25 protein-coding genes, 1 pseudogene and 1 riboswitch are annotated in these 22,954 nt (G+C 68.1%); of the genes and pseudogenes, 16 read left to right on the plus strand and 10 right to left on the minus strand.

Features of this window, described 5'->3' with window-relative positions; genetic code table 11:
- Positions 1-103 precede the first annotated feature (103 nt).
- The 3 genes and pseudogenes from thiM to ACZ5U5_RS16925 all read right to left on the minus strand — a co-directional run.
- Entirely contained in the window at positions 104-883 is a 780-nt protein-coding gene (thiM, locus tag ACZ5U5_RS16915; protein WP_469021917.1) for a hydroxyethylthiazole kinase, read from the minus strand.
- A 47-nt stretch (positions 884-930) separates the two neighbouring features.
- Positions 931-1,056: riboswitch (TPP riboswitch) on the minus strand.
- Between the two features lie 422 nt (positions 1,057-1,478).
- Positions 1,479-2,003: a TetR/AcrR family transcriptional regulator C-terminal domain-containing protein gene (locus ACZ5U5_RS16920; protein ID WP_469021919.1), complete on the minus strand. Its 525-nt coding sequence runs from the start codon at positions 2,001-2,003 to the stop codon at positions 1,479-1,481.
- A gap of 184 nt (positions 2,004-2,187) precedes the next feature.
- A pseudogene (locus tag ACZ5U5_RS16925) lies at positions 2,188-2,379 on the minus strand (hypothetical protein); the annotation flags it as partial.
- Here ACZ5U5_RS16925 and ACZ5U5_RS16930 point away from each other — a divergent pair.
- Together ACZ5U5_RS16930 and ACZ5U5_RS16935 are read left to right on the plus strand one after the other, a co-directional pair.
- Positions 2,351-2,938, plus strand: a complete 588-nt coding sequence (locus tag ACZ5U5_RS16930) for an ABC transporter permease (RefSeq protein WP_469021921.1) — start codon at positions 2,351-2,353, stop codon at positions 2,936-2,938. The pseudogene ACZ5U5_RS16925 and the gene ACZ5U5_RS16930 sit on opposite strands and share 29 nt — an antisense overlap.
- Positions 2,939-3,096: 158 nt before the next feature.
- On the plus strand, positions 3,097-3,729 hold the full coding sequence (locus ACZ5U5_RS16935) for an FMN-dependent NADH-azoreductase (protein WP_469021924.1): 633 nt from the start codon (positions 3,097-3,099) through the stop codon (positions 3,727-3,729).
- A 504-nt stretch (positions 3,730-4,233) separates the two neighbouring features.
- Here the strand turns inward: ACZ5U5_RS16935 and ACZ5U5_RS16940 are convergent.
- Positions 4,234-4,887, minus strand: coding sequence for a TetR/AcrR family transcriptional regulator (locus tag ACZ5U5_RS16940; RefSeq protein WP_469021927.1), 654 nt, complete (start codon positions 4,885-4,887; stop codon positions 4,234-4,236).
- A 129-nt stretch (positions 4,888-5,016) separates the two neighbouring features.
- Between ACZ5U5_RS16940 and ACZ5U5_RS16945 the strand changes: the two genes are divergently transcribed.
- Positions 5,017-5,979 carry an alpha/beta hydrolase gene (locus ACZ5U5_RS16945; protein WP_469021930.1) on the plus strand — a complete coding sequence of 321 codons (963 nt, stop codon included), beginning with the start codon at positions 5,017-5,019 and terminating at the stop codon, positions 5,977-5,979.
- A 516-nt stretch (positions 5,980-6,495) separates the two neighbouring features.
- Here ACZ5U5_RS16945 and ACZ5U5_RS16950 read toward each other — a convergent pair.
- A complete protein-coding gene (locus ACZ5U5_RS16950) occupies positions 6,496-7,344 on the minus strand; it encodes a helix-turn-helix transcriptional regulator (protein WP_469021932.1) in 849 nt (282 codons plus the stop codon).
- 138 nt (positions 7,345-7,482) lie between these two features.
- Here ACZ5U5_RS16950 and ACZ5U5_RS16955 point away from each other — a divergent pair, with 138 nt between their 5' ends.
- The 4 genes from ACZ5U5_RS16955 to ACZ5U5_RS16970 all read left to right on the plus strand — a co-directional run bounded on the left by ACZ5U5_RS16955 (position 7,483) and on the right by ACZ5U5_RS16970 (position 10,439).
- Entirely contained in the window at positions 7,483-7,749 is a 267-nt protein-coding gene (locus ACZ5U5_RS16955; protein ID WP_469021934.1) for an Atu4866 domain-containing protein, read from the plus strand.
- A gap of 115 nt (positions 7,750-7,864) precedes the next feature.
- Complete coding sequence (locus tag ACZ5U5_RS16960; protein ID WP_469021936.1) at positions 7,865-8,623, plus strand: SDR family NAD(P)-dependent oxidoreductase; 759 nt, start codon at positions 7,865-7,867, stop codon at positions 8,621-8,623.
- A gap of 154 nt (positions 8,624-8,777) precedes the next feature.
- Entirely contained in the window at positions 8,778-9,554 is a 777-nt protein-coding gene (locus tag ACZ5U5_RS16965; protein WP_469021939.1) for an SDR family NAD(P)-dependent oxidoreductase, read from the plus strand.
- A gap of 237 nt (positions 9,555-9,791) precedes the next feature.
- Entirely contained in the window at positions 9,792-10,439 is a 648-nt protein-coding gene (locus tag ACZ5U5_RS16970) for a hypothetical protein (protein WP_469021941.1), read from the plus strand.
- Positions 10,440-10,577: 138 nt separating this feature from the next.
- Here the strand turns inward: ACZ5U5_RS16970 and ACZ5U5_RS16975 are convergent, their stop codons facing one another.
- The 4 genes from ACZ5U5_RS16975 to ACZ5U5_RS16990 all read right to left on the minus strand — a co-directional run bounded on the left by ACZ5U5_RS16975 (position 10,578) and on the right by ACZ5U5_RS16990 (position 14,551).
- On the minus strand, positions 10,578-11,492 hold the full coding sequence (locus ACZ5U5_RS16975) for an SDR family NAD(P)-dependent oxidoreductase (RefSeq protein WP_469022464.1): 915 nt from the start codon (positions 11,490-11,492) through the stop codon (positions 10,578-10,580).
- A 297-nt stretch (positions 11,493-11,789) separates the two neighbouring features.
- Positions 11,790-12,398 carry a hypothetical protein gene (locus tag ACZ5U5_RS16980; protein ID WP_469021944.1) on the minus strand — a complete coding sequence of 203 codons (609 nt, stop codon included), beginning with the start codon at positions 12,396-12,398 and terminating at the stop codon, positions 11,790-11,792.
- 386 nt (positions 12,399-12,784) lie between these two features.
- Positions 12,785-13,123, minus strand: a complete 339-nt coding sequence (locus ACZ5U5_RS16985; RefSeq protein ID WP_469021946.1) for a thioredoxin family protein — start codon at positions 13,121-13,123, stop codon at positions 12,785-12,787.
- 288 nt (positions 13,124-13,411) lie between these two features.
- A complete protein-coding gene (locus tag ACZ5U5_RS16990; RefSeq protein ID WP_469021948.1) occupies positions 13,412-14,551 on the minus strand; it encodes a PucR family transcriptional regulator in 1,140 nt (379 codons plus the stop codon).
- An 86-nt stretch (positions 14,552-14,637) separates the two neighbouring features.
- Here ACZ5U5_RS16990 and ACZ5U5_RS16995 point away from each other — a divergent pair, with 86 nt between their 5' ends.
- The 4 genes from ACZ5U5_RS16995 to corA all read left to right on the plus strand — a co-directional run bounded on the left by ACZ5U5_RS16995 (position 14,638) and on the right by corA (position 19,355).
- Positions 14,638-15,693 (plus strand): ferredoxin reductase, encoded by a 1,056-nt coding sequence (locus ACZ5U5_RS16995; RefSeq protein WP_469021951.1) that lies wholly within the window; start codon positions 14,638-14,640, stop codon positions 15,691-15,693.
- Between the two features lie 7 nt (positions 15,694-15,700).
- A complete protein-coding gene (locus ACZ5U5_RS17000; RefSeq protein ID WP_469021954.1) occupies positions 15,701-16,819 on the plus strand; it encodes a fatty acid desaturase family protein in 1,119 nt (372 codons plus the stop codon).
- Between the two features lie 730 nt (positions 16,820-17,549).
- Entirely contained in the window at positions 17,550-17,960 is a 411-nt protein-coding gene (locus tag ACZ5U5_RS17005; protein ID WP_469021956.1) for a VOC family protein, read from the plus strand.
- 417 nt (positions 17,961-18,377) lie between these two features.
- A complete protein-coding gene (gene corA, locus ACZ5U5_RS17010) occupies positions 18,378-19,355 on the plus strand; it encodes a magnesium/cobalt transporter CorA (RefSeq protein ID WP_469021959.1) in 978 nt (325 codons plus the stop codon).
- 185 nt (positions 19,356-19,540) lie between these two features.
- Here the strand turns inward: corA and ACZ5U5_RS17015 are convergent, their stop codons facing one another.
- Positions 19,541-20,137: a TetR/AcrR family transcriptional regulator gene (locus tag ACZ5U5_RS17015; RefSeq protein WP_469021961.1), complete on the minus strand. Its 597-nt coding sequence runs from the start codon at positions 20,135-20,137 to the stop codon at positions 19,541-19,543.
- 312 nt (positions 20,138-20,449) lie between these two features.
- On the opposite strand from ACZ5U5_RS17015, the gene ACZ5U5_RS17020 reads away from it, so the two are divergent.
- From ACZ5U5_RS17020 to ACZ5U5_RS17040, 5 genes are all read left to right on the plus strand, one after another.
- A complete protein-coding gene (locus ACZ5U5_RS17020) occupies positions 20,450-21,043 on the plus strand; it encodes a dihydrofolate reductase family protein (RefSeq protein ID WP_469021964.1) in 594 nt (197 codons plus the stop codon).
- Between the two features lie 250 nt (positions 21,044-21,293).
- The gene (locus tag ACZ5U5_RS17025; RefSeq protein WP_469021966.1) at positions 21,294-21,557 is read left to right on the plus strand and encodes a helix-turn-helix domain-containing protein; all 264 of its coding nucleotides are present in this window, start codon (positions 21,294-21,296) and stop codon (positions 21,555-21,557) included.
- 108 nt (positions 21,558-21,665) lie between these two features.
- A complete protein-coding gene (locus ACZ5U5_RS17030; RefSeq protein WP_469021968.1) occupies positions 21,666-21,950 on the plus strand; it encodes a hypothetical protein in 285 nt (94 codons plus the stop codon).
- A gap of 15 nt (positions 21,951-21,965) precedes the next feature.
- Positions 21,966-22,391 (plus strand): transposase, encoded by a 426-nt coding sequence (locus ACZ5U5_RS17035; protein WP_469021970.1) that lies wholly within the window; start codon positions 21,966-21,968, stop codon positions 22,389-22,391.
- Between the two features lie 20 nt (positions 22,392-22,411).
- Positions 22,412-22,951 (plus strand): GNAT family N-acetyltransferase, encoded by a 540-nt coding sequence (locus ACZ5U5_RS17040; protein ID WP_469021973.1) that lies wholly within the window; start codon positions 22,412-22,414, stop codon positions 22,949-22,951.
- The last annotated feature ends 3 nt before the right edge of the window (positions 22,952-22,954 follow it).

Genomic DNA, 22,954 nt, shown 5'->3' on the forward strand with positions numbered 1-22,954 from the left:
GCAGACCTGGTGGTGCTGGGGCCGCCCCAGATCGGGCGGGCGCTGTTCAACGGCTGGTGGCCAGGCCGACCGCTCATTGCGGAACCCCGCAACACCCGTACGCTCAGCGCAGGTTGAGAGCCTCGCCGAGCTGGTCCGGGCTGAGCTCGTACAGCGCGTCGATCAGTGCGACCGCGAACGTGCCGGGTCCCGCAGAGCGGGTGGCGGCGCTCTCCGCGGCCACGGTGAGCAAGCCTGTCGCGGCAGTGGCGGCCAGCAGCGGGTCGCCGGTGACGGCTGCGCAGGCGGCCACCAAGGCGCCGAGTGAGCAGCCGGTTCCCGTCACCAGGGGAAGCAGCGGGTGCCCATTGGTCACCCGCACCACTCGGGTCCCGTCGGTGAGGACGTCCTCCGGACCGCTCACGGCGACCGCGCAGCCGTAGCGCCGGGCCAGCGCGCTGGCCGCGGCCAGCGCCGTCTCGGGGGCGTCCGTGCTGTCCACGCCGCGCCCGCCCGTGCCGCCGCCGTCCAGTGCCAGGATCTCGGAAGGATTGCCGCGAACGACCGCTGGAGGTGCGCTTTCCAGGAGTTCGTGGGCGAGGTCGGTGCGCCAGGGCAGCGGACCGACCGCCACCGGGTCGAGCACCCACGGGCGCCCGGCCGCGGCCGCTTCCTTGACCGCGACGCGCATCGCCTGCGCCGTCACGGACGTCACCGTCCCCAGGTTGACCAGGACGCCCCCGGCCACTCGGGCCAGTGCTCCGGCCTCCTCCGCGTTGTGCACCATCGCGGGGGCGGCTCCCGCTGCGAGCAGCACGTTCGCGGTGAATTGCGACACCACGACGTTGGTCAGGCAGTGCACAAGGGGTGCGGAGGCCCGCAGCGACGCGATCACGTCCGCCACGGCAGCACGGGAAACGGCGGGGTGGTTCTGTGCAGGTACGGAGGCAGCATCCATCGTCAACACTCTTCCTACGCCGGCATTACCCGGTCCAGGTTCATGCGGTCGGCGGAAAGGGGAGCAAGTCCCGTCCGCCCTCTCAGCCCGGCTACTCCCGAGCTCCCGCGGTGGTCACCACGCAATGTACCTCCCTCGGGAACGGGAGTGCGTACTCGGGGCGCCTCACGGCAGGGCGCGGTTCTGTTGGAAGAACAGAACGGGAGACCTCTTTGGGTGACCAGGGCCGGTTTGTCCGCATTGGTTGATGCCGCAGCTCGGGGCGAGCACCGGACGGTCTTCACTTGATGAGAGAGCAGGCTCCACACGTACGCCAAGGGTTGCCAGGCAGGCGGCGTGAATGAGTAGCTCTGAGGTCACGGCCCCCCGCCGGGCGTCCGGGCTGCCCCTGATCTTCGTCGTAACGTCTCGCAGAATAGCGTTCGCCCAACTCCCCTCGCGATAGGTTCCGCGACGTGCCGGAGCTCGCCGAACCGGCCGCTGTCAACGCCCTCTCGGACGGTCGGCTACGAGCCTTTCCTCTCTCGTCCTGCGCCTCCCTTTATTCGCGCTGAGTGGGCGTCGGAGACTCGGCCGTAGATGGGAGGGCCGCGGCGATGAAGTCCAGGATGCGTCGCAGGCCCTGCCGGAACTGGTCGTCGCGGCTCAGGTGTAGCCGACGCGCCTCCATCACGATCTTGGTGATGATCGGGTACTCCCCGCTCTTCACCAGCCGGTCGATGTAGGGGTGGCTGCGTGCCATCCACTGCGCCTCGCTGAGTCCGCTGCGGCCAAGTTCTTGGGTCGAGCTGATCTCTTCGCGGACGGTGCCTTCGACGAAGCTGCTCAAAAGGGCCACCAGGCCGAGGTTCTCGTCGATGGAGACGAAGGCGTCGAGCACTCCCATCAGTCGTTCGACCGAGCGCAGTTGGTTGGGGCCGAAGCTGGGCAGGGAGCGCTGCACGGTGGCGATCCACGGGTGCCGCAGCCACATGGCGCGCTGTCCGTCGGCGTAGCGGGTCAGGTCGGCGCGCCAGTCGCCTGAGGGCATGCCCGTGACGTCGATCTTCGATGTCGAGGCGGTCACCGATGGTGGCTTTCAGCTCGTCGGGGGCTCCCGTGGCGATCACTCGCCCGTGGTCGACGACGGCGATGTCGTCGGCCAGTTGGTCGGCCTCGCCCAGGTCGCCCATGACCTGGTCGGCCATGAGCTCGATCAGGTCCTCGCGGCTCGGGACGTACCGGTAGAGGGTCATTGCGCCGGTGCCGATCTCGGCCGCGACTCGCCGCATGGTGGCGGCTTCCAGCCCTTCGGCGTCGGCGATCCGGACGGCCGCCTCGGTGATCTTCGCGCGGCTGTAGACGGGCGTCGGCCCGTAGGCGGAGCGCTCGGGCCGCATCCATATGTTCACGTACTCGGCGTCGGTCACCGTTGTGACCTTCTCCGCGTGGCTGGGGGTCATGACGCGGATGGCCGCCGATGCCTCCCGCGGTGTGATGGACCGGTTCCGCTCGATGCCGATGGCGCGGTTGGCGGTGCCGTTCGGGCAGACCGGTGCCGACTTGCTGACCGGCCTGATGATGCTGGCCGTGATGGTGAGCACGGGCCTGCTCGTGGGCTGGCAGCCGCACCGGGGCCTGATCCCCACCGCCCAGGCGTTCCTGCTGATGGTCGTGCTGCGCTACGCGCTGAGCTGGGTGGGCGTCTATGTGGGCCTGGCGGTGAAGAACGACCAGGTCGCCGACGCGCTGGTCCCGCTGGGCCTGCCGTTCACGATGCTGTCGAACGCCTTCGTCCCGACCGACGGCATGCCCGGCTGGCTGCGCCTACTGGCCGACTGGAACCCGGTGAGCGCGCTCACCGCCGCCTCACGGGAGCTGTTCGGCAATCCGGGCACCCCCTCTGGAGACGTGGCCTGGCCACTGGAGCATCCGGTGACCACGGTCCTGCTCTGGTCGGCCGCGCTGCTGGTGATCTTCGTCCCGCTGTCGCTGCGCGCCTACACGCGCCGAGGGCGCTGAATGCGGCGGGCATCGGCCCCCAAGGCCGCTCGGCGCGCCAGCGCGGCGCGCGACTGCACCGACACCCTGGTTGACGACAGACCGCGCACCTCGCACCGGGTGGAAGACACGAACCACTGGAATCGCGCTGCTAGCGACACCAACACCACGGAGACGTCATGAGCTTGTTCCGACTCGACGCCAGCATCCTTCCCGGCACCTCAGCCAGCGCAGAACTCGCCGACCTCGTGGAATCGGAGTGGATCGCAGTCCACCAGGACGTGCCGGTGGTACGCCGCCATCTGGGCACCAATCCGCTGCCGGCCGACGCCTGGGCGCACGCCCACACCGGCAACTTGACGCTCGAACCCGACCGCACTCCCGCCCAGCGCAGCGCGCTCACCCTCGCCAAAGTGCTCACCTCGGAACTCGAGGCCGCTGAGGCGGTGGTGCTGGCCGTTCCGCTGTACAACTTCGGTGTCTCCCAGCACTTCAAGACCTGGGTCGACCTGATCATCGCCGGGGCACCCCTGGGCAGTCCGGTACTCAAGGACAGGCCGACCGTTCTGGTCACCGTGCGAGGCGGCGGCTACGCCCCGGGCACTCCGCGCGAAGGCTGGGACCACTCCACGCCGTACCTCAGGCGCATCCTGGCCGACGTGTGGCAGGCCGATCTCGTCGTCATCGAACGCGAGCTCACCCTGGCCACCGCTTCCCCCAGCATGGAACACCTCCGGGAGCTCGCGGCCGGCCTGCATGCCAAATCCATGGACGCGGCCCGTGACGCCGGCCGTGAAGCCGCATCCAGGTGACTCTGCCCCTACCGGAGCACGGCACGTTTTGCTTCCGCCCGACGCGTAGTGATCGCTGAGGTGTATAGAAAGCACGTCGGTCGCCGGCGACCGTGGCCATCGGCCTGGCGTCCGCTGACGCTCCGTCGAGTACACCAGGTCGAGAAGTACGTCGGTGAGTTGCCGCTCGACTGACATGGACCGAGCCAACTACGGTTGATCTCCGTCACCGCGGAGGTCAACCGTCCTGAGGTTGCGATCAGTTCGGGGTCTGGTCGAGGCTCCGCCCTCCGAATCCGCGCGCCGACCCGAACCAGACGGGCGGGTTTCCGAGTAAGTAGTTCGCCGCAACCTTCGCTGGCGGTCGCCATGGCCTGGGACCCGTCGGCCGCCGGCGCCGCGCAAGGGTTGTGTCCCTGCGAGACCCGGCGATCGTCCATCTCGGGGAGGACGATGGTGTCGGGGGTTGATGCGCAAGCCGCGACGCAGTTCAAGCGGGCCGCTGCCCGTTGGCGATCCGACACGTCAGGGGATCTGCGCCTCGACGTCGGCGAGTTGCGCGGCGAGGATCTCTTCGAATGCGGCGCGGCGGTCTGCTCCGAGGGGGCGGATGTCGCGGGCGAAGTGTGACAGGGATGGGAAGCGCTCGGGGTCGGCTCCGAGGACCGCGACACGGAACTGCTCCATGCCCTGTTCGTACTCCTTGGGAGCGAGGGAACTGATCCCGGCCTCGGAGGTGATCAGCGCGGCGATGAGGATCACGAGGCGGTGGTAGCGCTCCGGAATCTCCTCGTCGGGCAGGCCGGAAGCGCGTAGGGCCTGCAGCAGTTCCTCCATGACCAGACGTGATCCGGTGCCGCCGGAGCCAAAGCGTCCCCACACCCCGGCGAGCTGCTGTTGCTCGCCGAAGGCCTCGCGCAGGCGCAGGGCCAGGGTGGTGACGCGCTGCTTCCAGTCGCCTTGCGGTCGGTAGTCGTCCATGGCGGCCAGCAGGATCCGGTCGGCAATGGCGCGTAGTAGTTCGGTCTTGTTGCGGAAGTGCCGGTAGAGGCTGGAGGAGTCGGTTCCGAGCGCTGCGGCGAGTTTGCGCACGCTGAACGACTCCGCGTCGGTCGTGCGCAGCAGTTCCGTCGCCGTGTCCAGGATCTCCTCGGTCGACCAACGCCTTCGGCCAGTCATCTCGCCCCTCTCGTTCAGCCGGAGTCTAACCCATGCACTTGCTGATGCACGCGGTGCGTGCATACTGAGGGCAACGCACTTCAACTACGCGGACACACCCGGCACTTGGCCGGGAGGGGGGAAGGATTCATGAGCGGGGCCATAGCCGCGACGCGGCCGCCGGAGCCGGACTTCTCGGCGATCACGACCGAGGAACTGCTCGCCTACCGCGACGCGGAGAACCGTTTCCGGGCCTCCAGCGCGGCGCGCGAGATCCTCGGGAAGCCGGACCTCGGGGCCGCGATCGACTGGCAGGAGATCGCGCTGCCCGGCCGTGAACTACGGGTCCGGGTCTACCGGCCGGCGCGGACGGAAGACAACGAAGACGCAACCCGAACCGACCTGCCACTGGTGGTCCATGTCCACGGAGGCGGCTTTGTGGGCACGGCAGTGCAGTGCGACTGGGCCAACAGCCACCTCGCCGCCCGACTGCCCGCCCTGGTCGTCTCGGTCGAGCACCGCCTCCTCGCCCCCGGCAGCCCGCTCGCGCACGCCGCCGACGACGGCTGGGACGTGCTCGACCACGTGGTTCGGCACGCCGCGCAGTGGGGCATCGACCCGGCACGCACAGCTGTGTTCGGCGAGAGCTGCGGCGCGCTGATCAGTGCCCTGACGGCCATCAGGGCCCGGGAAGCCGGGCGGGAACTCAAGGCGCAGGTACTGGTCAACCCTGCACTCGACGTGACCAAGACGATGTTCGACTACGCCTCGATCGCGACGTACGCGTACACCCCGACCCGGGCCCTGCCACTACTTCGGCTCTTCCAACAGCTCGCTGTCCCGCCGGGAACCGACGCTGAGGCAGTCTCGCCGCTGTACGCGGACGACCTGAGCGGGCTCGCCCCGGCGCTCGTGGTGGTGCCCACCCAGGACGCGGTCGCCGACCACGGACGCCGCTACGCCGAGCGGCTGCGCGCGGCAGGGACGTCCGTGTGGCTCTCCGAATACCCGGGCGCGAAGCATGCGTTCCTCACCTTGCCTGGCGTGGAACCCCAGGCCCAGGCCGCCCAGGCGGAGATCCTCCAGTTCCTCCGCGCGGCCCTCGCAAAGTGACGGATAGTTCCCGTCGAACCATGGGAGGAAGACACGGTCCAGCGCATCGGCACCATCGGAGTGGGCGGGATCGGCCGGTTGGAGTCCGGGTTCCGATGAGACAGCCGTCGAGGAGTTCGGGGTGGCCTTGTGTACGTCAAGCTCGCCATGCCGCCGTGTAACTGGAGGCGGCGGAGCAGGTCCTGTCCTGGTTCCCGCAATGCAAGGCCAAGGACCGAACCGCCAACCACCAGCGCGCGGTGGGCAAGGTCGCCCAGCTGCACGCCACCGTGCAGCGCCGGCGGCTTGACCACGCACACAACCACGCCAAGGCTGAGGGCGCCGGGCGGGAAGTGTTCGCCGAGGTCCTCCGCAACCACGGTGTCGGCGTGTGCGGCGCGGCCGCACGAGACGCAAGCCGTCAACGTTCCAGGGGCCGCGCGGTCCGTCGCAACGCCAACCCGGCGTAACGAGAATCCCCCGGCTTCAGCCGGGGGAGGAATCACAGCTATTGCCGGCCTGTCTCCAAGCGGTTGATCAGCGCTGGGGCCGAGGGGCGGGCCCGCGGCGGGTGGCGTGGACGGAACCGAGCAGATTGAGGGACTGGGCACTGGGGCTGCCTGGTTCGGCGTGGTAGATGACGAGCTGCTGGCCGGGGGCGTCGCGTACGTCGAAAGCCTGGTAGGTGAGGGTGAGAGGGCCGACGTCCGGGTGGAGGATCTGTTTGGCGTCCTGGGTCTTGCCACGCACGGTGTGGGCGTTCCAGAGGCGGTTGAATTCTGTGTTGTCTTCGCTGAGGGTGCGGACGAGTTCGCGCAGTCGTGGGTTGTCCGGGTCGAACCCGGTTGCCTCGCGGAGGTTGGCGACGGTGGCCTGCGCTGCCCGGACCCAGTCCATGTAGAAGTTGCGGCCTGCGGGGTCGAGGAAGGTCATGCGGGCCAAGTTGTCCGCCGGATCGAACGGGGCGTAGAGGGCATCGGCCTGGGCGTTGGCGGCGAGGAGATCCAGGGTCCGGTTCATGACGAACGCCGGCGTATTCGGGTAGCCGTCCATCAACTGTCGCAGCGCCGGGCTCACTTGCTCGGTGGTATGGGCGAAGGGCCGGCCGCTCGGCGTGGCCCCGGCCAGCCGGTACAAGTGCGCGCGGGCGTCCGTGTCGAGGTGCAGTGCGCGGCTGAGTGCGTCGATCACCTGGGGTGAGGGGTTGCGCTCGCGGCCTTGTTCCAGGCGGGTGTAGTAGTCGGCGTTGACTCCGGCCAGGACGGCGACCTCCTCGCGGCGCAGTCCGGCGACTCTGCGGTGCCCGTAACTCGCCATGCCGACGGCCTCCGGCCGCAGGTCGGCGCGGCGTGTGCGCAGGAAGTCTCCCAGGTGGTTGTCGTCCATGTGTTCAGGCTAGGCGAGGGCTCGGTGTGCTGCCTGGGTGTGCCATGCCCAGGCAGCACACGTCCTGGTTGATGGCCGGTGGCCTGCCCAGACTCGGTGGAGCGGGAAGGACACATCGTTCGAGGAGAGGAGTCCGCCATGGCCCAGGCCATTGAGGGAGACCAGGTCGACGTAGTCGGGGTGTGGGTGACCGCGGATGGTCACATCAGGCAGGCGCTGCTGCCGGATGGCCGGTACGACGAAGCCCGCGGTGAGCGGGCCAGCGCGTACACCGGCCGGTACACGGTGGCCGGCAGCCACCTGGACTACGTCGACGACACCGGCTTCAGCGCCACGGGCGACATCCGGAACGGAGTGCTCTACCACGAGCACCTCGTGCTCTACCGGGAACAGAAGCGGCCGTAGAGAGGGCCGGGCCCGGGACCGCCCTGGTATCGGGGGGGGGCGACTCCGTCGTCGGCGGTCCAGGAAGTCCCGTCAATCAATCAGTCAACACCAACAAGAATCAAGGAACACATCCATGACAGAACAACGACTTGACGGCAAGGTCGCGCTGATCACGGGCGCGACCGGCGGCCTCGGCGCAGCGACCGTCGAGCTCTTCGCCGGCGAAGGGGCCCGGCTGGTGATCACCGATGTTGCCGAAGGCCCCCTACGGGAGCTGTCCCACCGGATCGAGGCACGGGGCGCGGAGGTCATCGCTGCCCGCCTAGATGTCTCCTCCGCACGAGAGTGGGACGAAGTGATCACCGTCGTAGGCGACCGCTTCGGAACGCTGGACGTACTCGTGAACCTTGCCGGCATCGTGGACTGGCCAGGTATCGAGGACACGCGGGAAGAGGCGTGGGACCGCGTCATTGACGTGAACCAGAAAGGCACATGGCTCGGCATGCAGGCGGCGATGCCGCTCCTGCGTGCGAGCGGCAACGCGTCGGTGATCAATACGTCATCCGTACTCGGCCTGGTGGGAAGCGGTGCGGCTGCGGCCTACCAGGCGTCCAAGGGTGCCGTGCGCCTGTTGAGCAAGACGGCCGCGGTCGAGTACGCCCAGCAGGGAGTACGGATCAACTCGATACACCCCGGGGTGATCGCCACGCCGATGATCCAGGACCTCCTGGACGACCAAGGGGACCAGCAGCCGGACATCCAACGCACCCCCATGCACCGAGCCGGCCGCGCCGACGAGGTCGCCCCCGCGATCCTCTTCCTGGCCTGCGACGACTCCTCGTTCGTCACCGGCGCGGAGCTGGTGGTCGACGGCGGGCTCACTGCGCACTGAACCAACCCCAGCCGTACAAACTCCACGTGGGTTTGCCGCGCATACGGCAACAGCGCGGCCCACCCGGCCCGGTACCGCACCACTGCACAGCACTTCAGGTGCGTGCCCTGCACCGGCGCCTGCACGCACACAAACCTTCTCCAGGAACCGCACCATGACACCTGCCACCGCATCCGCCGCATCACCAGAAGCCACTGAGTTCGCCGGGAAGATCGCCCTCGTCACTGGAGCCGCGCGAGGGGTGGGCCGGGAGACCGTGGCGCTCCTCCACACCCGCGGCGCCCGAGTCGTCGCCCTCGACCTCCGTCCCGACGTCACGAGGCTGGCGGAGGAATTTCCCGGCGTCGTCGCGACCAGCGGTGACATCACCCAGGAGCAGACCGCCCACCGCGCAGTGGCAACGGCCCTGGACGCCTTCGGCGGACTGGACATCCTCGTGAACAATGCTGGACGTACCCAGAACAAGGCCGTCACCGAAACCACGGCCGAGGACTGGGACGCCGTGATGGCGGTCAACGCCCGGGGCTCCTTCTTCTGCGCCCGCGAGGCATTCCGGGCCATGAAGAGCCGTGGCGGCGGCGCCATTGTCAGCACCGGCTCGTACGCCTCCACGGTCGCCCTGCCCGACGGCATCGCCTACAGCGCGTCGAAGGGCGCTCTGGCCCAACTGACCAAGGTGCTCGCCGTCGAGGGCGGCCCGCTGGGCATCCGCGCCAACCTCGTGGCCGCGGGCGTCATCGAGACGGACTTCCTCGACACCATCCGCCCCGACAGCCGCGCCTACCTGGCGTCCTTCGCCACCGCGCAACCACTCGGACGCGTGGCGCAGCCCGAGGAGATCGCCGAGGTCCTGTGCTTCCTCGTCTCACCCCGCTCCAGTTTCGTCACGGGAGCCGTGGTCGCCGCTGACGGCGGATTCACCGCGATCTAGTGCTGGGACCGCATAGGTACGCCGAGTTGACGATTGAGGCGATGGGAAGAGCAGTTCACCGGTAGACGCTTGTCCGAGATGCCTGGGCCGGTGAGGAGTTGACGGGCCCTGGCAATCGGTGGTGATAGGCCGGTCAGTGGACAGGACCGGTCTCGCACCGACCGAGCTGGTCAGCCGTACTGTGACCTTGTCCACGCTCCGCGGCAAACCGGGATTGCGCGGCCATAAGGTGCATTGATGATTGATGTACCGATGACGGCGCAGCCACGCTCCGCTCGCCGCATGACGTGGTCGGGCTGGAACGCCGGGATCACAGTGGGGTGCCTGGCGCTCTCGGCTGTCGTGGGCTGGATCAACGTGGTGCTCGTCGTTTTCGGGTATGTGGTCGCCGCCTGGGCCGTGAGTACCGCGCTGCTATGTGTCGCGCTGGTTTTGATGCGTGTCGCTGCCGTACGACAGCGTGCGGGTGCGGGTGCGGGTGCGGGTGCGGGTGCGGGTGCTGCGCCGCTCCGTCCAGCGTGGCTGCGGGTGCTGCGTGGCCTGTTGGCGGCAGCGGCTGCCATTGGCAGTGCGTTGGGGGCGGCGGGCGACGTCTCATCGGAGTACCACGTGCTGCAGCCTGAGGGCCCAAACGGCTGCCTGGCTGTTGTGCGCGAATCATCGTTCCTGTCCGCCGGGCGCGGCGAGGTGTACACGGTGAGCACCGCCGGACCGGTGGGCATTATCGGGTGGCCCTCTGGTTCCTGGACTGCTGACGACGGCTATCGCCCCATCACTCAGGGCACATACGAACTGCGCTGGGGTCGAAGCGACGGCACTCTGACGGTCAGTGGCAGCGAGGTGAACCCCGTGATGGGCGGTCTGCACAGCCTCAACTGCCATTGATGTGCACTGGGCGGACGAACCATCAGCGCCCGCCACCAGCCCTGGCCGTCCCAGCTTCCCTCACGCGAGTCGAACAGCCGATCACGGCGTGGCGCAGCAAGGCCGGCATGTTGGCTGTGTGCAAGGTCGACGCAACAGTCAGTCTGTGAGCTCGGCTCCGGCCGGGAGACCACTACCGAACGGGTCCGTGCGCGTGAGGTGCGTGCTCGCGGTCCAGAGGGCTGCGCCGGTGGGCCGGTCTGTCATGTGCGGGCGAGGGCGTTCGAGGTGGGGGGTGCCGCGGAGGCCGAACCTTCTGGGGCCCCATAGTTGGCCGCCCTGAACGTCAGGGTCGAGGGTGGCTCGGACGGCGGGCTGGGCGCCGGCTTCCTTGCCCTGGACGAGGAGTTTGGCCGGGAGAGTGCGCGCGTACTGGGCCGTGGTGCGCTGGTGGATACCGGGGCGGGGAGGGGTGAGCGCGTCCAGGGCGCCGCCGGGGTGGGCGATGACGCTCGTGCACGTGCTGTGTGCAGCGCGCAGTCGACGGTCGAGTTCGAAGGCGAAGGTCATCTGGGCGAGTTTGGAGCGTCCGTAGGTGCGTTTGGGGTCGTAGTCGTGTTCGGACTGAAGGTCGTTGAGGTCGAGGCGTTCGGAGCGGGCGGCGAAGCTGCCCATGGTGATGATCCGGGCGACGGGCGCCGCCGTCAGCCAGGGCTCGAGATGGTGGACGAGGGCGAAGTGGCCCAAGTGGTTGGTGGCGAGCATCAGTTCGTGGCCGCTGGAATTCGTCTTGCGGGGCGGGGCGTCAAGGGCGATGCCGGCATTGAGGACGACGGCGTCGAGGGCTTGGGTGTCCAAGTGGCTGACCGATGTCTTCAGTGAGGGGAGGTCGCTCAGGTTTAGTGGCATGTACTGCACCTGGGCACCGGGGGCGCGGGCGGTGATGGCGTCCGCGGCGGCCGAAGCCTTCGCCTGGCTGCGGCTGCCGATGATGACGGTGGCGCCCGCGAGGGCGAGTTGCTCGGCGATGAAGTAGCCGATGCCGGCGTTGCCGCCGGTGACCAGAACGGTCATCCCGTCGGCGTGCGGGGGCTGTTGAACGTTCCAGGCCACAAGGGCTCCTTGCAGGTTTGTGCGGGTGAGGGCGTGGGGCAGTTGTCGGGCCAGGTTGTGTGGCGGCGTCGGAGTGCTCCGGCCAGGGCGGCCTTGAGGTCGAGGCGGCTTGAGGCCAGGGCGGGGGTTTTCAGCTCGTAGCGGGCCCAGGAGGTTTTCGGCAGGTGGGAGTTATTGCAACGGGATTTGGGTGCGCCGTCGGCTGGTACCACTCGGGCCGGTGCCATGTGGGCTGTGTCGGATCACGGCGTGTTTGGCCTACGCCTGCTCCGGGGGTGAACCCAGTTCGTTGTCCGACCAGAGCGCCGCACCGGCGTGGCCCAGCAACAGCTTGGGGTAATAGGTCCAGGCGAACCAGGGCGCGGTATGCGAGGGGCCCAGGAGTTCGTCCAGCGCGAGCCCGCCCGCGGTGAGGGCGGCTGCGAGGATCCGTCGCCGTGCCGGGTAGCGACGGATCACTACGGTTGCGGCGGCCATGTACGCGTAGTGGGCCGCGGCCCAGGCGCCGGGGTGAACACGCCTCCGTGCATCCCTGCGCGGGGGCGCCGCGTCGAGCCAGGCGACTGCTGCGGGGTGCACATGGCATGCGGCGAAGGCGTAGTGCTGGGTGCTGCCTTGCCCGGGGCGCTCGTACCAGCGGGCGCACGCCCGTGTGTTGTTGACGTAGGCCCCGCCGACGAGGTCTACCGCCATGAGCCCTGCGAGGACCGCGCGCCCCGCGCCGGCCCCGCGCGCCATGGCCGTGATCGGCGCTGCGAGGGCGCCGGCTGCCGTCGTCAGTGCGGTCAATGCGTGGTTGGCCCGAGTGGCCTCGGGTCCGACAAAGGCACCCCATGTACGGTGCAGCGATGCGCCGAGCTCTGTCATCGTGCCTCCCTGGTACTGGTGTCGACACGCTCGGCGGCGCCCTGCGGCCACGTGGCCTTGGACGGCGAACGAGGAGCCCTTGACTGGCGGTGCCAAGCAGAAGATCACATGTACGGTAGCCCGCTTGGGCAGGTGCGCGCCGAGCCTTGGGGTCAAAAGCGGCCCCTTCTCCGCCGCCCAAATGCCGCCGTGCGATGCAGGAAAGCCCCGCGGGTCGTTATGTGGCCTGTGTGAGTGTCTCAGCCCCGAGGTGTTCAGCCCCGAGGTGTTCAGCCCCGAGGTGTCTCAGCCCCGAGGTGTCTCAGGCGGCGCGCCTCCCATGGACGAGACGAGACGAGACGAGACGAGACGTGCCGGGCGTCGCGGCCACGTGCCGCAGGGGCCGCTCAGAGGTGGCCGTCCAGGAGCTTCCGTACCTCTGCGCCGGTCATAGACCCCGTGCTGTGCGCCACCGCCTCTCCCTCCTTCAGCAGGACGTAGGACGGGGCTCCGGTGATCCCGTATCGCTCGGTAGCGGCCGGGCAACGCGTGATGTCGGTGCGGACGGCCACCAGGCGGCCCGCGTAGTCCTCGGCGATGCCACCCACGACGAGGTCCATCACCCGGCAGGACTCGATCGCCTTGGGCCATGTACCGGTGAAGTATGCGAGGACCGGAACTTTGCTCATCCCGAGGATGAAATCGAACTCCGCGTCCTCACGGGGTTGGTGAACCCGCTTCGCCATTCAAGCTCCTGACCTCGCGTTCCGTCGTTCCAGCCCCATCATCCCTCGTGCGGTGCGCCAGGCCGACGATGAGATGAAAGCCGCCTTATGTGCCATAACCGCCCAGGTTGCTGACCAGACGCTCGCTGAGCGCGACCATCGGGCCGGTGCCCACAGTGCACCGGTCCAGTCGGGCCGTATCCGCCACGGCGCTTCTCAGAACAGCCCATGAGCCAGCCGACAACACCGAGAGCGAGGCCCGGTTCCTGGATCGCTCGCGGACGCGGTCGTGCGCCGTCGAAGAACGCGTCAGCTGTCCCGAAGACCGACCGCCAGCGTCAGTTCAAGGACCCGGTTCGGCGATGCGAGATCCGGAAACAGCTCCCGCACCTGCGACATCCGGTACCGGACGGTCTGGGGATGGACGAACAACGCCGCCGCCACCTCCTCCCGCCTGCCCTGGTGCAGCAGCCACGCCCGCAACGTCTCCTCCAGCCGCCGCGCGGTCGCGGCAGGCAAGACCCGCAACGGTGCGAGGGCGCGGGCGCGCAGGTCCGCGAACGCGTCCACGTCGGCGCTCAGCACCAACTCCGGCAGGTGGTCCTCGGTGTCGCGGATATCAGAGGAGAGGGAGCGCGCGCGTACGGCTCGTGCGTAGGAGGCGGACGCACGAGTCCATGGCCGGGCCGGGCCGACCACGGCGGTGCGGTCGGTCAGCTGCCGCAAGAGATGTGAGCGGTCGGCATCGGGGACGAGCAGCACACCGGCGGCATCCGGCAGATCGTCCAGGACGAGGGTGCTCGGGTCGAGCACGCGGTAGGCAGGCCGGGCCTGGGCAGCGGGCAGCAGGACTGCGGTCAGCGAATCCGGAGGCTGCCAGCCGGCCCGTTGCGCAGAGGTCAGCAGCACGTCCGGGCTCGCGCCGCCGAGGAGGTCGCGGGCCAGGTGTTCGAGGTGAAGCTCGTGGGCCCGGCCCCGGGCGGCCAGTTCGTCAGCGTGGCCCGCGGCGCTCGCGGCGGAGAGCTCGTCGATGTAGGCGAAGGTCAGCTCGGCGAACTTGGCGACCTCGGCGGCGGGCAGACCTGCGGGTACGGCACCCGCTGCCAGGTATCGCCAGGCCACGCGGGCGCCGACGCGGTAGGCGCTCAGCAGGGCGTCCATCGAACGGCCGTCGCGCACCTCGCCGCGGCCCAGCTCGTAGGCGGCGTCACCGGCGTCGCCGCCCGTGGGCTTCCCGCTCGCGAGGTCCAGGTAGTGCCCCAGGGCGGTGCGGACGGCTCGGCGGATGGTGGCGCCCATGCGGCCCGAAAGGGCGTTGGCGTAGGGAGGGACCTCGTCGATGATCGCTTGGACGATCTCGTCGGCGGTGGTCTTCAGCGTGGCCCGAAGTGCGGTGACCGTCGTCTCATCGAGGGCCAGCTCGCTGGCCTTCCGGATTGCATGGTTCATGTTTTGTTCCCTGAGAACAATTTAGCTGACCAGATTTACGTCCTGTGGTCAGGACTTTACGCCCTGAGGCGCAGCAAGCTGGAGTCATGACGAGTACAGCCCTCCGCAGCAGGGCGTGGAAACTACTGGAGATGGTCACGACGCCGCTGCTGCCGTCGGACTACCTCGACCTGGTCAGCCCGCTGCGGGCGGGCGCGGACCTGCGTGGGCGCATCGAGGCCGTGCACCCCGAGACCGGCGACGCCGCGACCATCGTGATCCGGCCGGGGCGGGGCTGGCGCGGCCACACGGCCGGTCAGTACGTGCGGATCGGCATCGATGTCGACGGAGTGCGCCTGTGGCGTGCCTACTCCATCACCTCGCCGACCAACCGCCAGGACGGCCGCATCACGATCACCGTGAAGGCGATCCCGGACGGCAAGGTCAGCAACCACCTGGTCCGCAGGGCGAAACCGGGCACGCTGATCGAACTCGACCAGCCGACCGGTGACTTCGTGCTGCCGCAGGCCAAGCCCGCCAAGGTCCTCTACCTGACGGCCGGCAGCGGCATCACGCCCGTGATGGGCATGCTGCGCGACACCGAGTTCGACGACGTCGTCATGGTCCACTGCGCGCCACAGCCGCAAGACGTGATCTTCCGCAACGAACTGCACGACCTGGTCGCGGACAAGAAGCTGCGGCTCACCGAGGTGCACACCGACACGGACGGCATGCTCGACATCGCCCGTCTCGACGAACTCGTGCCCGACTGGGCCGAGCGTGAGACCTGGGCTTGCGGGCCCGCAGGCCTGCTCGACGCCGCCGAAGAGCACTGGACCGAGCACGCCGTACAAGAGCGTCTGCACACCGAACGCTTCCGCCCCAGCGTCGTCGTCGCGGGTGACGGCGGCGAGGTCACGTTCAGCGCCACCGGCAAGACCGTCGACGCGGACGGCGCCACGCCGTTGCTGGACATCGGCGAGGAGTCCGGCGTGCTCATGCCCTCCGGGTGCCGCATGGGCATCTGCTTCGGCTGCGTCACGCCGCTCAAGGCCGGCGCCGTCCGCGACTTGCGCACCGGCGAGATCACCGAGGCCGAGCCGGGCGTCCTCATCCAGACCTGCGTGTCCGCCGCGGCGGGCCCCTGCGACATCGAACGGTAGGAGCACCTTGACCGCCATCGACCCCACCGCCCACCTGACCGCGGAACAGATCGAAGAGCTGGGCCGCGAGCTGGACGCGATCCGCGACGAGGTGATCGCCGGCCGCGGCGAGAAGGACGCCGCCTACATCCGTAAGGTCATCTCGGCGCAGCGCAAGCTCGAGCTGGCCAGCAGGGGAGTGCTGCTGTTCTCGATCTTCCCGCCCGCGTGGCTGATCGGCACCGCCGGGCTGTCCGTGGCGAAGATCATGGACAACATGGAGATCGGCCACAACATCCTGCACGGGCAGTGGGACTGGATGCGGGACCCCAAGATCCACTCCACCACCTGGGATTGGGATCACGTCTCGCCGGCCGACCAGTGGAAGCACTCGCACAACGAGCTGCACCACACGTACACCAACGTGATCGGCAAGGACAACGACCTCGGCTACGGCATCATGCGCGTCGACGAGGACCAGAAGTGGCACCCGTTCCACCTCGGCCAGCCGCTGTGGAACTTCCTCAACGCCTGCTTCTTCGAGTACGGCATCGCAGCGTACGACCTGGAGCTCGGCAAGAACCTGAACAAGCGCCGCCGCAAGAGCCCGGAGTTCCGCGCGCAGGCCAAGGCCGTGGGCCGCAAGATCCGCAAGCAGGTGCTCAAGGACTACGTGATCCACCCGCTCCTTTCGGGCCCGTCGTTCCTCACCACGCTCGGCGCCACGTTCACCGCGAACCTGGTCCGCAACCTCTGGACCCACTCGGTGATCATGTGCGGGCACTTCCCCGAGGGCGTGCAGGTCTTCGAACGCCGCTCGATCAAGGGTGAGACGCGCGGCCAGTGGTACCTGCGCCAGATGATGGGCTCGGCGAACATCAGCGGCAGCAAGGCCATGCACTTCATGACCGGCAACCTGTCCCACCAGATCGAGCACCACCTGTTCCCGGACCTGCCGAGCAACCGGTACGCCGAGGTAGCGGTGAAGGTGCGCGCGCTGTTCGAGAAGTACGAGCTGGAGTACGTGACCGGGCCGCTGCCCAAGCAGGTGTTCTCGGCCTGGCACAAGGTCTTCCGGCTCTCGCTGCCGAACAAGAAGCCCAAGGTCAAAACGCCGAACCGCGAGCGGGAGCTCGTGGCGGCCTGATCCCCCGTGTGGGTTCGAATCTTTCGGCCGTAGTGGCGGCATCGCAGGGTTCGGTGAGATCCGTAGCGGACGGTAGGCGACGGCGACGTCGGACCGTACGACACGGGGTCCGGGGCAGCTCAGTGTCCAGACAATGTTTGCTGCCAGTGCTCGACCGTGTTCGGGCATACCCGCCGCGAGGCGGCCGGTACGCTCGCCGCCGTTGCGTGTGGCACATGATGGCGTGTGGTGCTGCCGGTGGCGGCCATCTGGCCGTGGGGTGTCAGCCCTGGGGGTGTGGGGTGAGGGGCACATCGAGTGATCGTGTCGTTAATGTCTCGACCTCAGCTTCAGCTTCACTCTGACGTGAACGCCTAAGTTCTGAAAGTTCGTCAGCGAGTCCCCTGGCCTGGTGCCGGTGTCTGGCCTGGCTCCCGTGCTCGCGCGCTGAACGACCGACGGGAGCGGTAACCGCGCCGCACGTCCTCGCTCCTCCTGGGTGCGCGATCGTGACCGTCACGACGCCCAGACTCAACTTCGCATCCCCATCAACGGGCCCGCTGCTGCCGTGGCGTAGGCGCAAGGCTGGACGGCTGTCCCTCATCCCAGAAGGAAGCAGCCCACCGTCGCGCCCGACCAAACCCGCTGCGGCTCGTGCCAGTCTCTGAGGCTGGCAACTGCCGCCCTGGAGCGGGCCTTGGTGCGAACGTGCGGCCGCCGGGCGTTTTCGATCTTGTGTCAAGATCGTGGGATGTTGCGACTCACTGATTTCATCATCGACTGCCCGGACCCGATGAAGCTGGCGGCCTTCTACTCCGAGGTGACGGGCCGCGCCATCAAGGAGGACAGCGACGAGAACTGGGCCGGCATCAAGTTCGGCGAGATCGAGCTCGCCTTCCAACGGGTGGACGACTACCGCCCCCCGCAGTGGGGCGAGCGCGAGCATCCCAAGCAGTTCCACCTGGACTTCGAAGTGGATGACATCGAGTCCGAGGAGCGCCGCATCCTCGCACCCGGCGCGACGCGGGTGCAGGACTTCATCGGCCCCGAAGGATACGGCTGGCGGGTCTACACCGACCCGGTGGGCCACCCTTTCTGTCTGTGCCACAACAAGGGCGTCACCTGGACCGACGAGGGCCCGATCTGGCCCAAGCGCGCCTAACTGCTTCTCAGCAAAGCGGTTGATCGCGTGACTGTTGGCGGCGGCTGCCCGCCTGGAACGAGGCGGGCGTCTGGGGCCAGCAGTACGTCGTCCTGCTGGAAAAGCTGCGCTCGAAGAACCAGCTGGACTGGTCGCGGGCCGTGATCGACTCCTCGCGCGCGGGCCGCTCGGCGGGGCTCAAGGGCGGGCCCCAGCCCGGTCGATCGCACACGGACGGGCAGCAAGCGCCACTGACACCGGCCTGCTGCGCTGCTGGCCGACCGAGGCTGCGACCACGACATGTATCGGCGCCTGCGCATCGGCTGGGAGGGGCGCGACCGCCGATTTGCCACCCGCCATGCCGGGCTACCTGGAGTTTTGAGGCTCTCCCGCAGATGGCCAAGCATAGATCGGCGTGTGGTGTGCAGGTGGCTAGGCATGGAATGTGCGATCTATGGAAGCGACGGAGCCCGACAGACACCGCATGTGGTGGAAAGCGGCGCAAGCGCGTTGAAGCGGCTGCGGGATGCGCCCGAGGAAACGTTCGCGTGGATTCGGCTGGTTGATCCTTCCGCCCAGGAGGTGGAGACGCTGGCCGAGGAACTGGGCCTGCACCCCTTGGCGGTCGAAGACGCCGTCCAGGCGCACCAGCGGCCCAAGCGTGAGCGCTATGACGGGGTGCTGTCCGTCGCGCTGAAGACGTTGCGGTACGTCAAGGAGACGTCGCAGGTCGAATCGGGCGAGGCCATGATTTTCCTCGGCCCGGACTTTGTCCTCACTGTCTGCCACGGGCAGGCAGACCCCGCGGCGGAGGCCGCTCGCCGACTCGAACGCGCCCCTGCCATGCTGGCACTGGGCCCGGTGGCGGTGCTGCATGCCGTCCTGGACGTGACGGTGGACACCTACACCGCCATCGCTGAGGAAGTGCGCGGCGAGCTGACCGACTTGGAGCGCAGGGTGTTCTCCCCGGAACGCGAGGACGTGATCGAAGAGGTGTACTCCCTCAAACGGGAGGTGCTGGAGTTCCGGGACGCTGTGCAGCCGCTGGTGCCCGTGGTGCAGGACTTCGTGAGCCCGCTCTCCGGCTGGCCTGAGGAGGCGTTGCCGTACTTTCGGGACGTCGCCGATCACGTACACCGCACTGATACCGAGGTCCGGTCCTTGGACGACCTGCTGAACTCCGTCCTCGATGCCCACCTGGCCCAGGTGGGCGCCCGGCAGAACGACGACATGCGCACAATCTCCGCCTGGGCGGCCATCTTTGCCCTGCCCACCCTTATCGCCGGCGTATACGGAATGAACTTCACGCACATGCCCGAACTGCAATGGGTCTACGGCTATCCGCTTGCCATCGCCGTGATGGTCGGCGCGTGCACCCTGCTCCACCGGGTCTTCCGCCGCAACGGATGGCTGTGACTGCGAGCCCTCAGATGGATCCCTGGCCCGGGTACATGCGCGGGACCCCCAAACCCCGGACCGGAAGGTGTTCAGCGCATCGGTGGCCCAGGGCGGGCCAGTAGGGGAGGCGAATAGTGCGTGGCGGATGGGGCCATCTATGGCCGCGGACGGCCTCTTGTGCGTGAGGGCCCCGGTGCTGACCTTCAGCCGTCGGCGCCCGTTCCCGCGCCCGCGCCTACGGCGCGCCGCGCCAGTTCGTCGATCAGTTCGTCGACGCGGTGCGGGGCGAGCAGGTCCGGCACGGTCAGGTCGTCCACGATGAGGCCGACCATGGCGAGATACATCAGGACGACGCCGGTTTGGTCGCCGGGCAGGCCACCCTCGAGGTGGAAATGGATGTTGGCGTCGAGCTGGGCGGTGAAGAACCGGGTGAGCTCGGTGTGCAGTTCGGGGCGGCGGGTGGCTTCCAGGCGCAGCTCCATCAGCGCGAGCCAGCTGCTGCGGTCCGCGCGCATGCGCCCCAGGAGCTGCTTGAGGAGGGTGGCGACCAGCTCGACGGAGGGCGCCTCGCTCATGGTGTCGGCGAGTTGGGACTCGTCGGGCGTAAGGCGCTCCTGGATGCGCGTCATGACCTGGGCCAGCAACTCGGCGCGGTTCGCGAAGTAGTTGGTGGTGGTGCCCTTGGGGACCTCGGCCTGGGTGTCGACCGCGCGCAGGGTGAGACCACGCGAGCCCTCGCGGGCCAGGACCTCGATCGCGCCGTCGAGTAGGGCGGTCCGGCGTGCGGGGTTTTGACGCATGGCATGTTCCTTCCGGAAGTCTGTTGACACCACTGCGGGCGCAGTAATATGTTCTAACCACTTCGATCAGAGTACAGCACCTGACGTGACGACAACGCTTCCAAGGAGCGAGATGCGAAACCAGCTGAAGCCCCAGCAGAGCGCCCGGTTCCCGGTGCCGACCAAGCCTCGCTCGCTGCCCCGCCCCCGCCCGCTCCCCAAGCCGGGTTCCCGCCGCTGAAAGGCCAAATGACAGACGCCATTGCGCATTTCACCGAAGAACACCGCGTCGCAGCCGACCGCGGGCCTGGATCTGACCACGAGGAGACCACCATGCGAAAGCTCATCTACTTCATCGCTGTCAGCCTCGACGGATACATTGCGGCCCCCGACGGTTCCGACCCCTCCTCGGGGCCCAGCGCCTTCTGGCCGATCGGGCAGGACTACGTCGAGCACCTCATCGCCCAGTACCCCGAGACGCTGCCGGGCCCGGCGCGCGACGCCATGGGGGTCAGCGGCGACGGCACGCGCTTCGACACCGTCATCGAGGGGCGCAGGACGTATCAGAACGGCGTGGACGCCGGAATCGCCAACGCCTGGCCGCACTTGAGGCACCTCGTTTTCTCCCGCACTCTCACCGAGTCCCCTGACCCGGGCGTCGAGCTCGTCGGTGGCGATCCTGTGGCCAGGGTGCGTGAGCTCAAAGAGGGGGACGGCAAGGACATCTGGCTGTGCGGCGGCGGCGAGCTGGCCGGGGTGCTCTTCGCGGAGATCGACCAGCTCATCGTCAAGCTGGCACCGATGGCGATCGGCTCGGGGGTACCCCTGTTCGGGCACCAACGGCCCTTCGATCCGACGTTCTTCACCCTGACCGACAGCAAGGTCATGGACAGCGGCACGATCTTCCTCACCTACGACAAGAAGTAGGGACCCGCGCGCAACGGCGGGCGCTCACTGGAAACAGGAAGTGTTCACGAAGCGGCGAGGAAGTCCGACGCCTTGAGGGAGGGCACGCTCCGGTGCGACGACCCTCCATCCGAGTGATCCTTCGGCAAGTGGCGGGCGAAGGGCGGCCGTTGCGGCCTTCTAGTGGCACGTCACGCATCGTCGGCCGGGTAATCGACCTGCTGCTCGTCGATCAGCAGACTGTCTCCAAGACCTGATCTTGGAGGTGGTCGTGGGACGTCGACCGAGTGTGTTCGTCCGGCCGGTCACGATGGACGAGGGCCGGAAGCTGCAGCGGATAAGCCGGAGTGCGAAGGGCCCGGTCAGACTCCGCCGGACGGTCGTGGTGCTGATGTCCGCCCAGGGCCAGACGGTCAAGGACATCACCGCACTGATGCAGGTCGGGGAGGACTACGTCCGCGATGTCATCCACGCCTTCAACGAGCGGGGTTCGACGCGCTGGGCCCAAAATGGAGCGGGGGACGCCCCAGGATGATCAGTGAAGAGGTGCGTGAGCACATCTGCCTCATCGCCCGAACGTCCCCCGCCGACTGGAAGATCACCGCGTCCTCCACCTGGAGCCTGAGCAAAGCTCGCTGAGCAGTTGGTCAAGCAGAAAGTGATCCCGGCCATCAGCCGGGAGACCCTGCGCCGGATCTTGCGGCCCGGAAAGGTCTCCTGGAGGACGACCACTACGTGGAAGGCGTCCACCAACCCAGAGTCCATCGCCAAGATGCAGCGGGTCCTGGCGCTGTACGACACCCTGCCGGCCGACGGGCGGGTGATATGTGTCGACGAGTTTGGGCCGCTGAACCTGATGCCCCGCAAGGGCAAGGCATGGGGGCCGGTGCGGCGTCCGGGCAGGCTGCGGGCTACCTACAACCGCTAGGGCGGCGTGCGGCACATGCTCGCCGCCCTCGATCTGGCCACCGGCAAGCTGTACTACCGCATCCGTCCGCGCAAGCGGTGGCGCGAGTTCCTCGGTCTCCTCAAGGCCCTGCGCACCCGGAGGCCCGGGGAGAATCTGTATGTGGTGCTGGACAACTTCTCCCCGCACAAGCACGTCAAGGTCCGTGCCTGGGCGGCCGACAAAGACGTCGAGCTGGTCTTCCTGCCCACCTACGGCTCCTGGCTGAACTGGATCGAATCGGAGTTCGCGGCCCTGCGCTACTTCGCCTTCAACGGCACCGACCACCGCAGCCACGACGAGCAGAACGCCGGCATCGCCTCATACGTCCGCTGGCGCAACGCCCGAGCCAAGCCGAAGACGAACTCCGCGCCGGACTCACCGGTCCGCACCTGGACCGACTACCTTGCCAGGGCCACCTGACGCACTTCTACGATCTTCACATGAGTGACCTGAGCCCGGCAGACGAACAACTTCAGACCGCCCGACTGTCGCTGCGGCGTCCGACTGAAGCCGACATCGACGCGATCTTCGCGATTCACCGTGATCCCGAAACCTGCCTGCACAACCCCTCCGACGCTCTCACCCGGCTCGACGAGGCCAGGGAACTGTACCGCCGCTGGAACGACCAGTGGCAGCGATGCGGATACGGGTACTGGGTCGTCCGGCGCGACGGCTCCGCCCTGCAACTGGGATTCTGCGGGATCAAGCCCATGGAACTGCACGGCATGAAAGTCCTCAACCTCTTCTACCGCTTCGCCACCTCGGCCTGGGGTCAGGGCTTCGCGAGCGAGGCCGCCGCGAAGGTGACTACCTGGACATCCCGCCAAGTTCCCGACCTCCCACTGATCGCCCGCGTCCGGCCGGCCAACATCGCCTCGCAACGCGTGGCAGTGCGCGCTGGCCTGACCCGAGCAGAGCACCTCGACGAAGCCGGATACGACGGCCACGACTGGATCTATGGGGCAAGGCTGCCGAACTGAGTA

This window comes from Streptomyces sp. NPDC033177 (assembly GCF_055577715.1).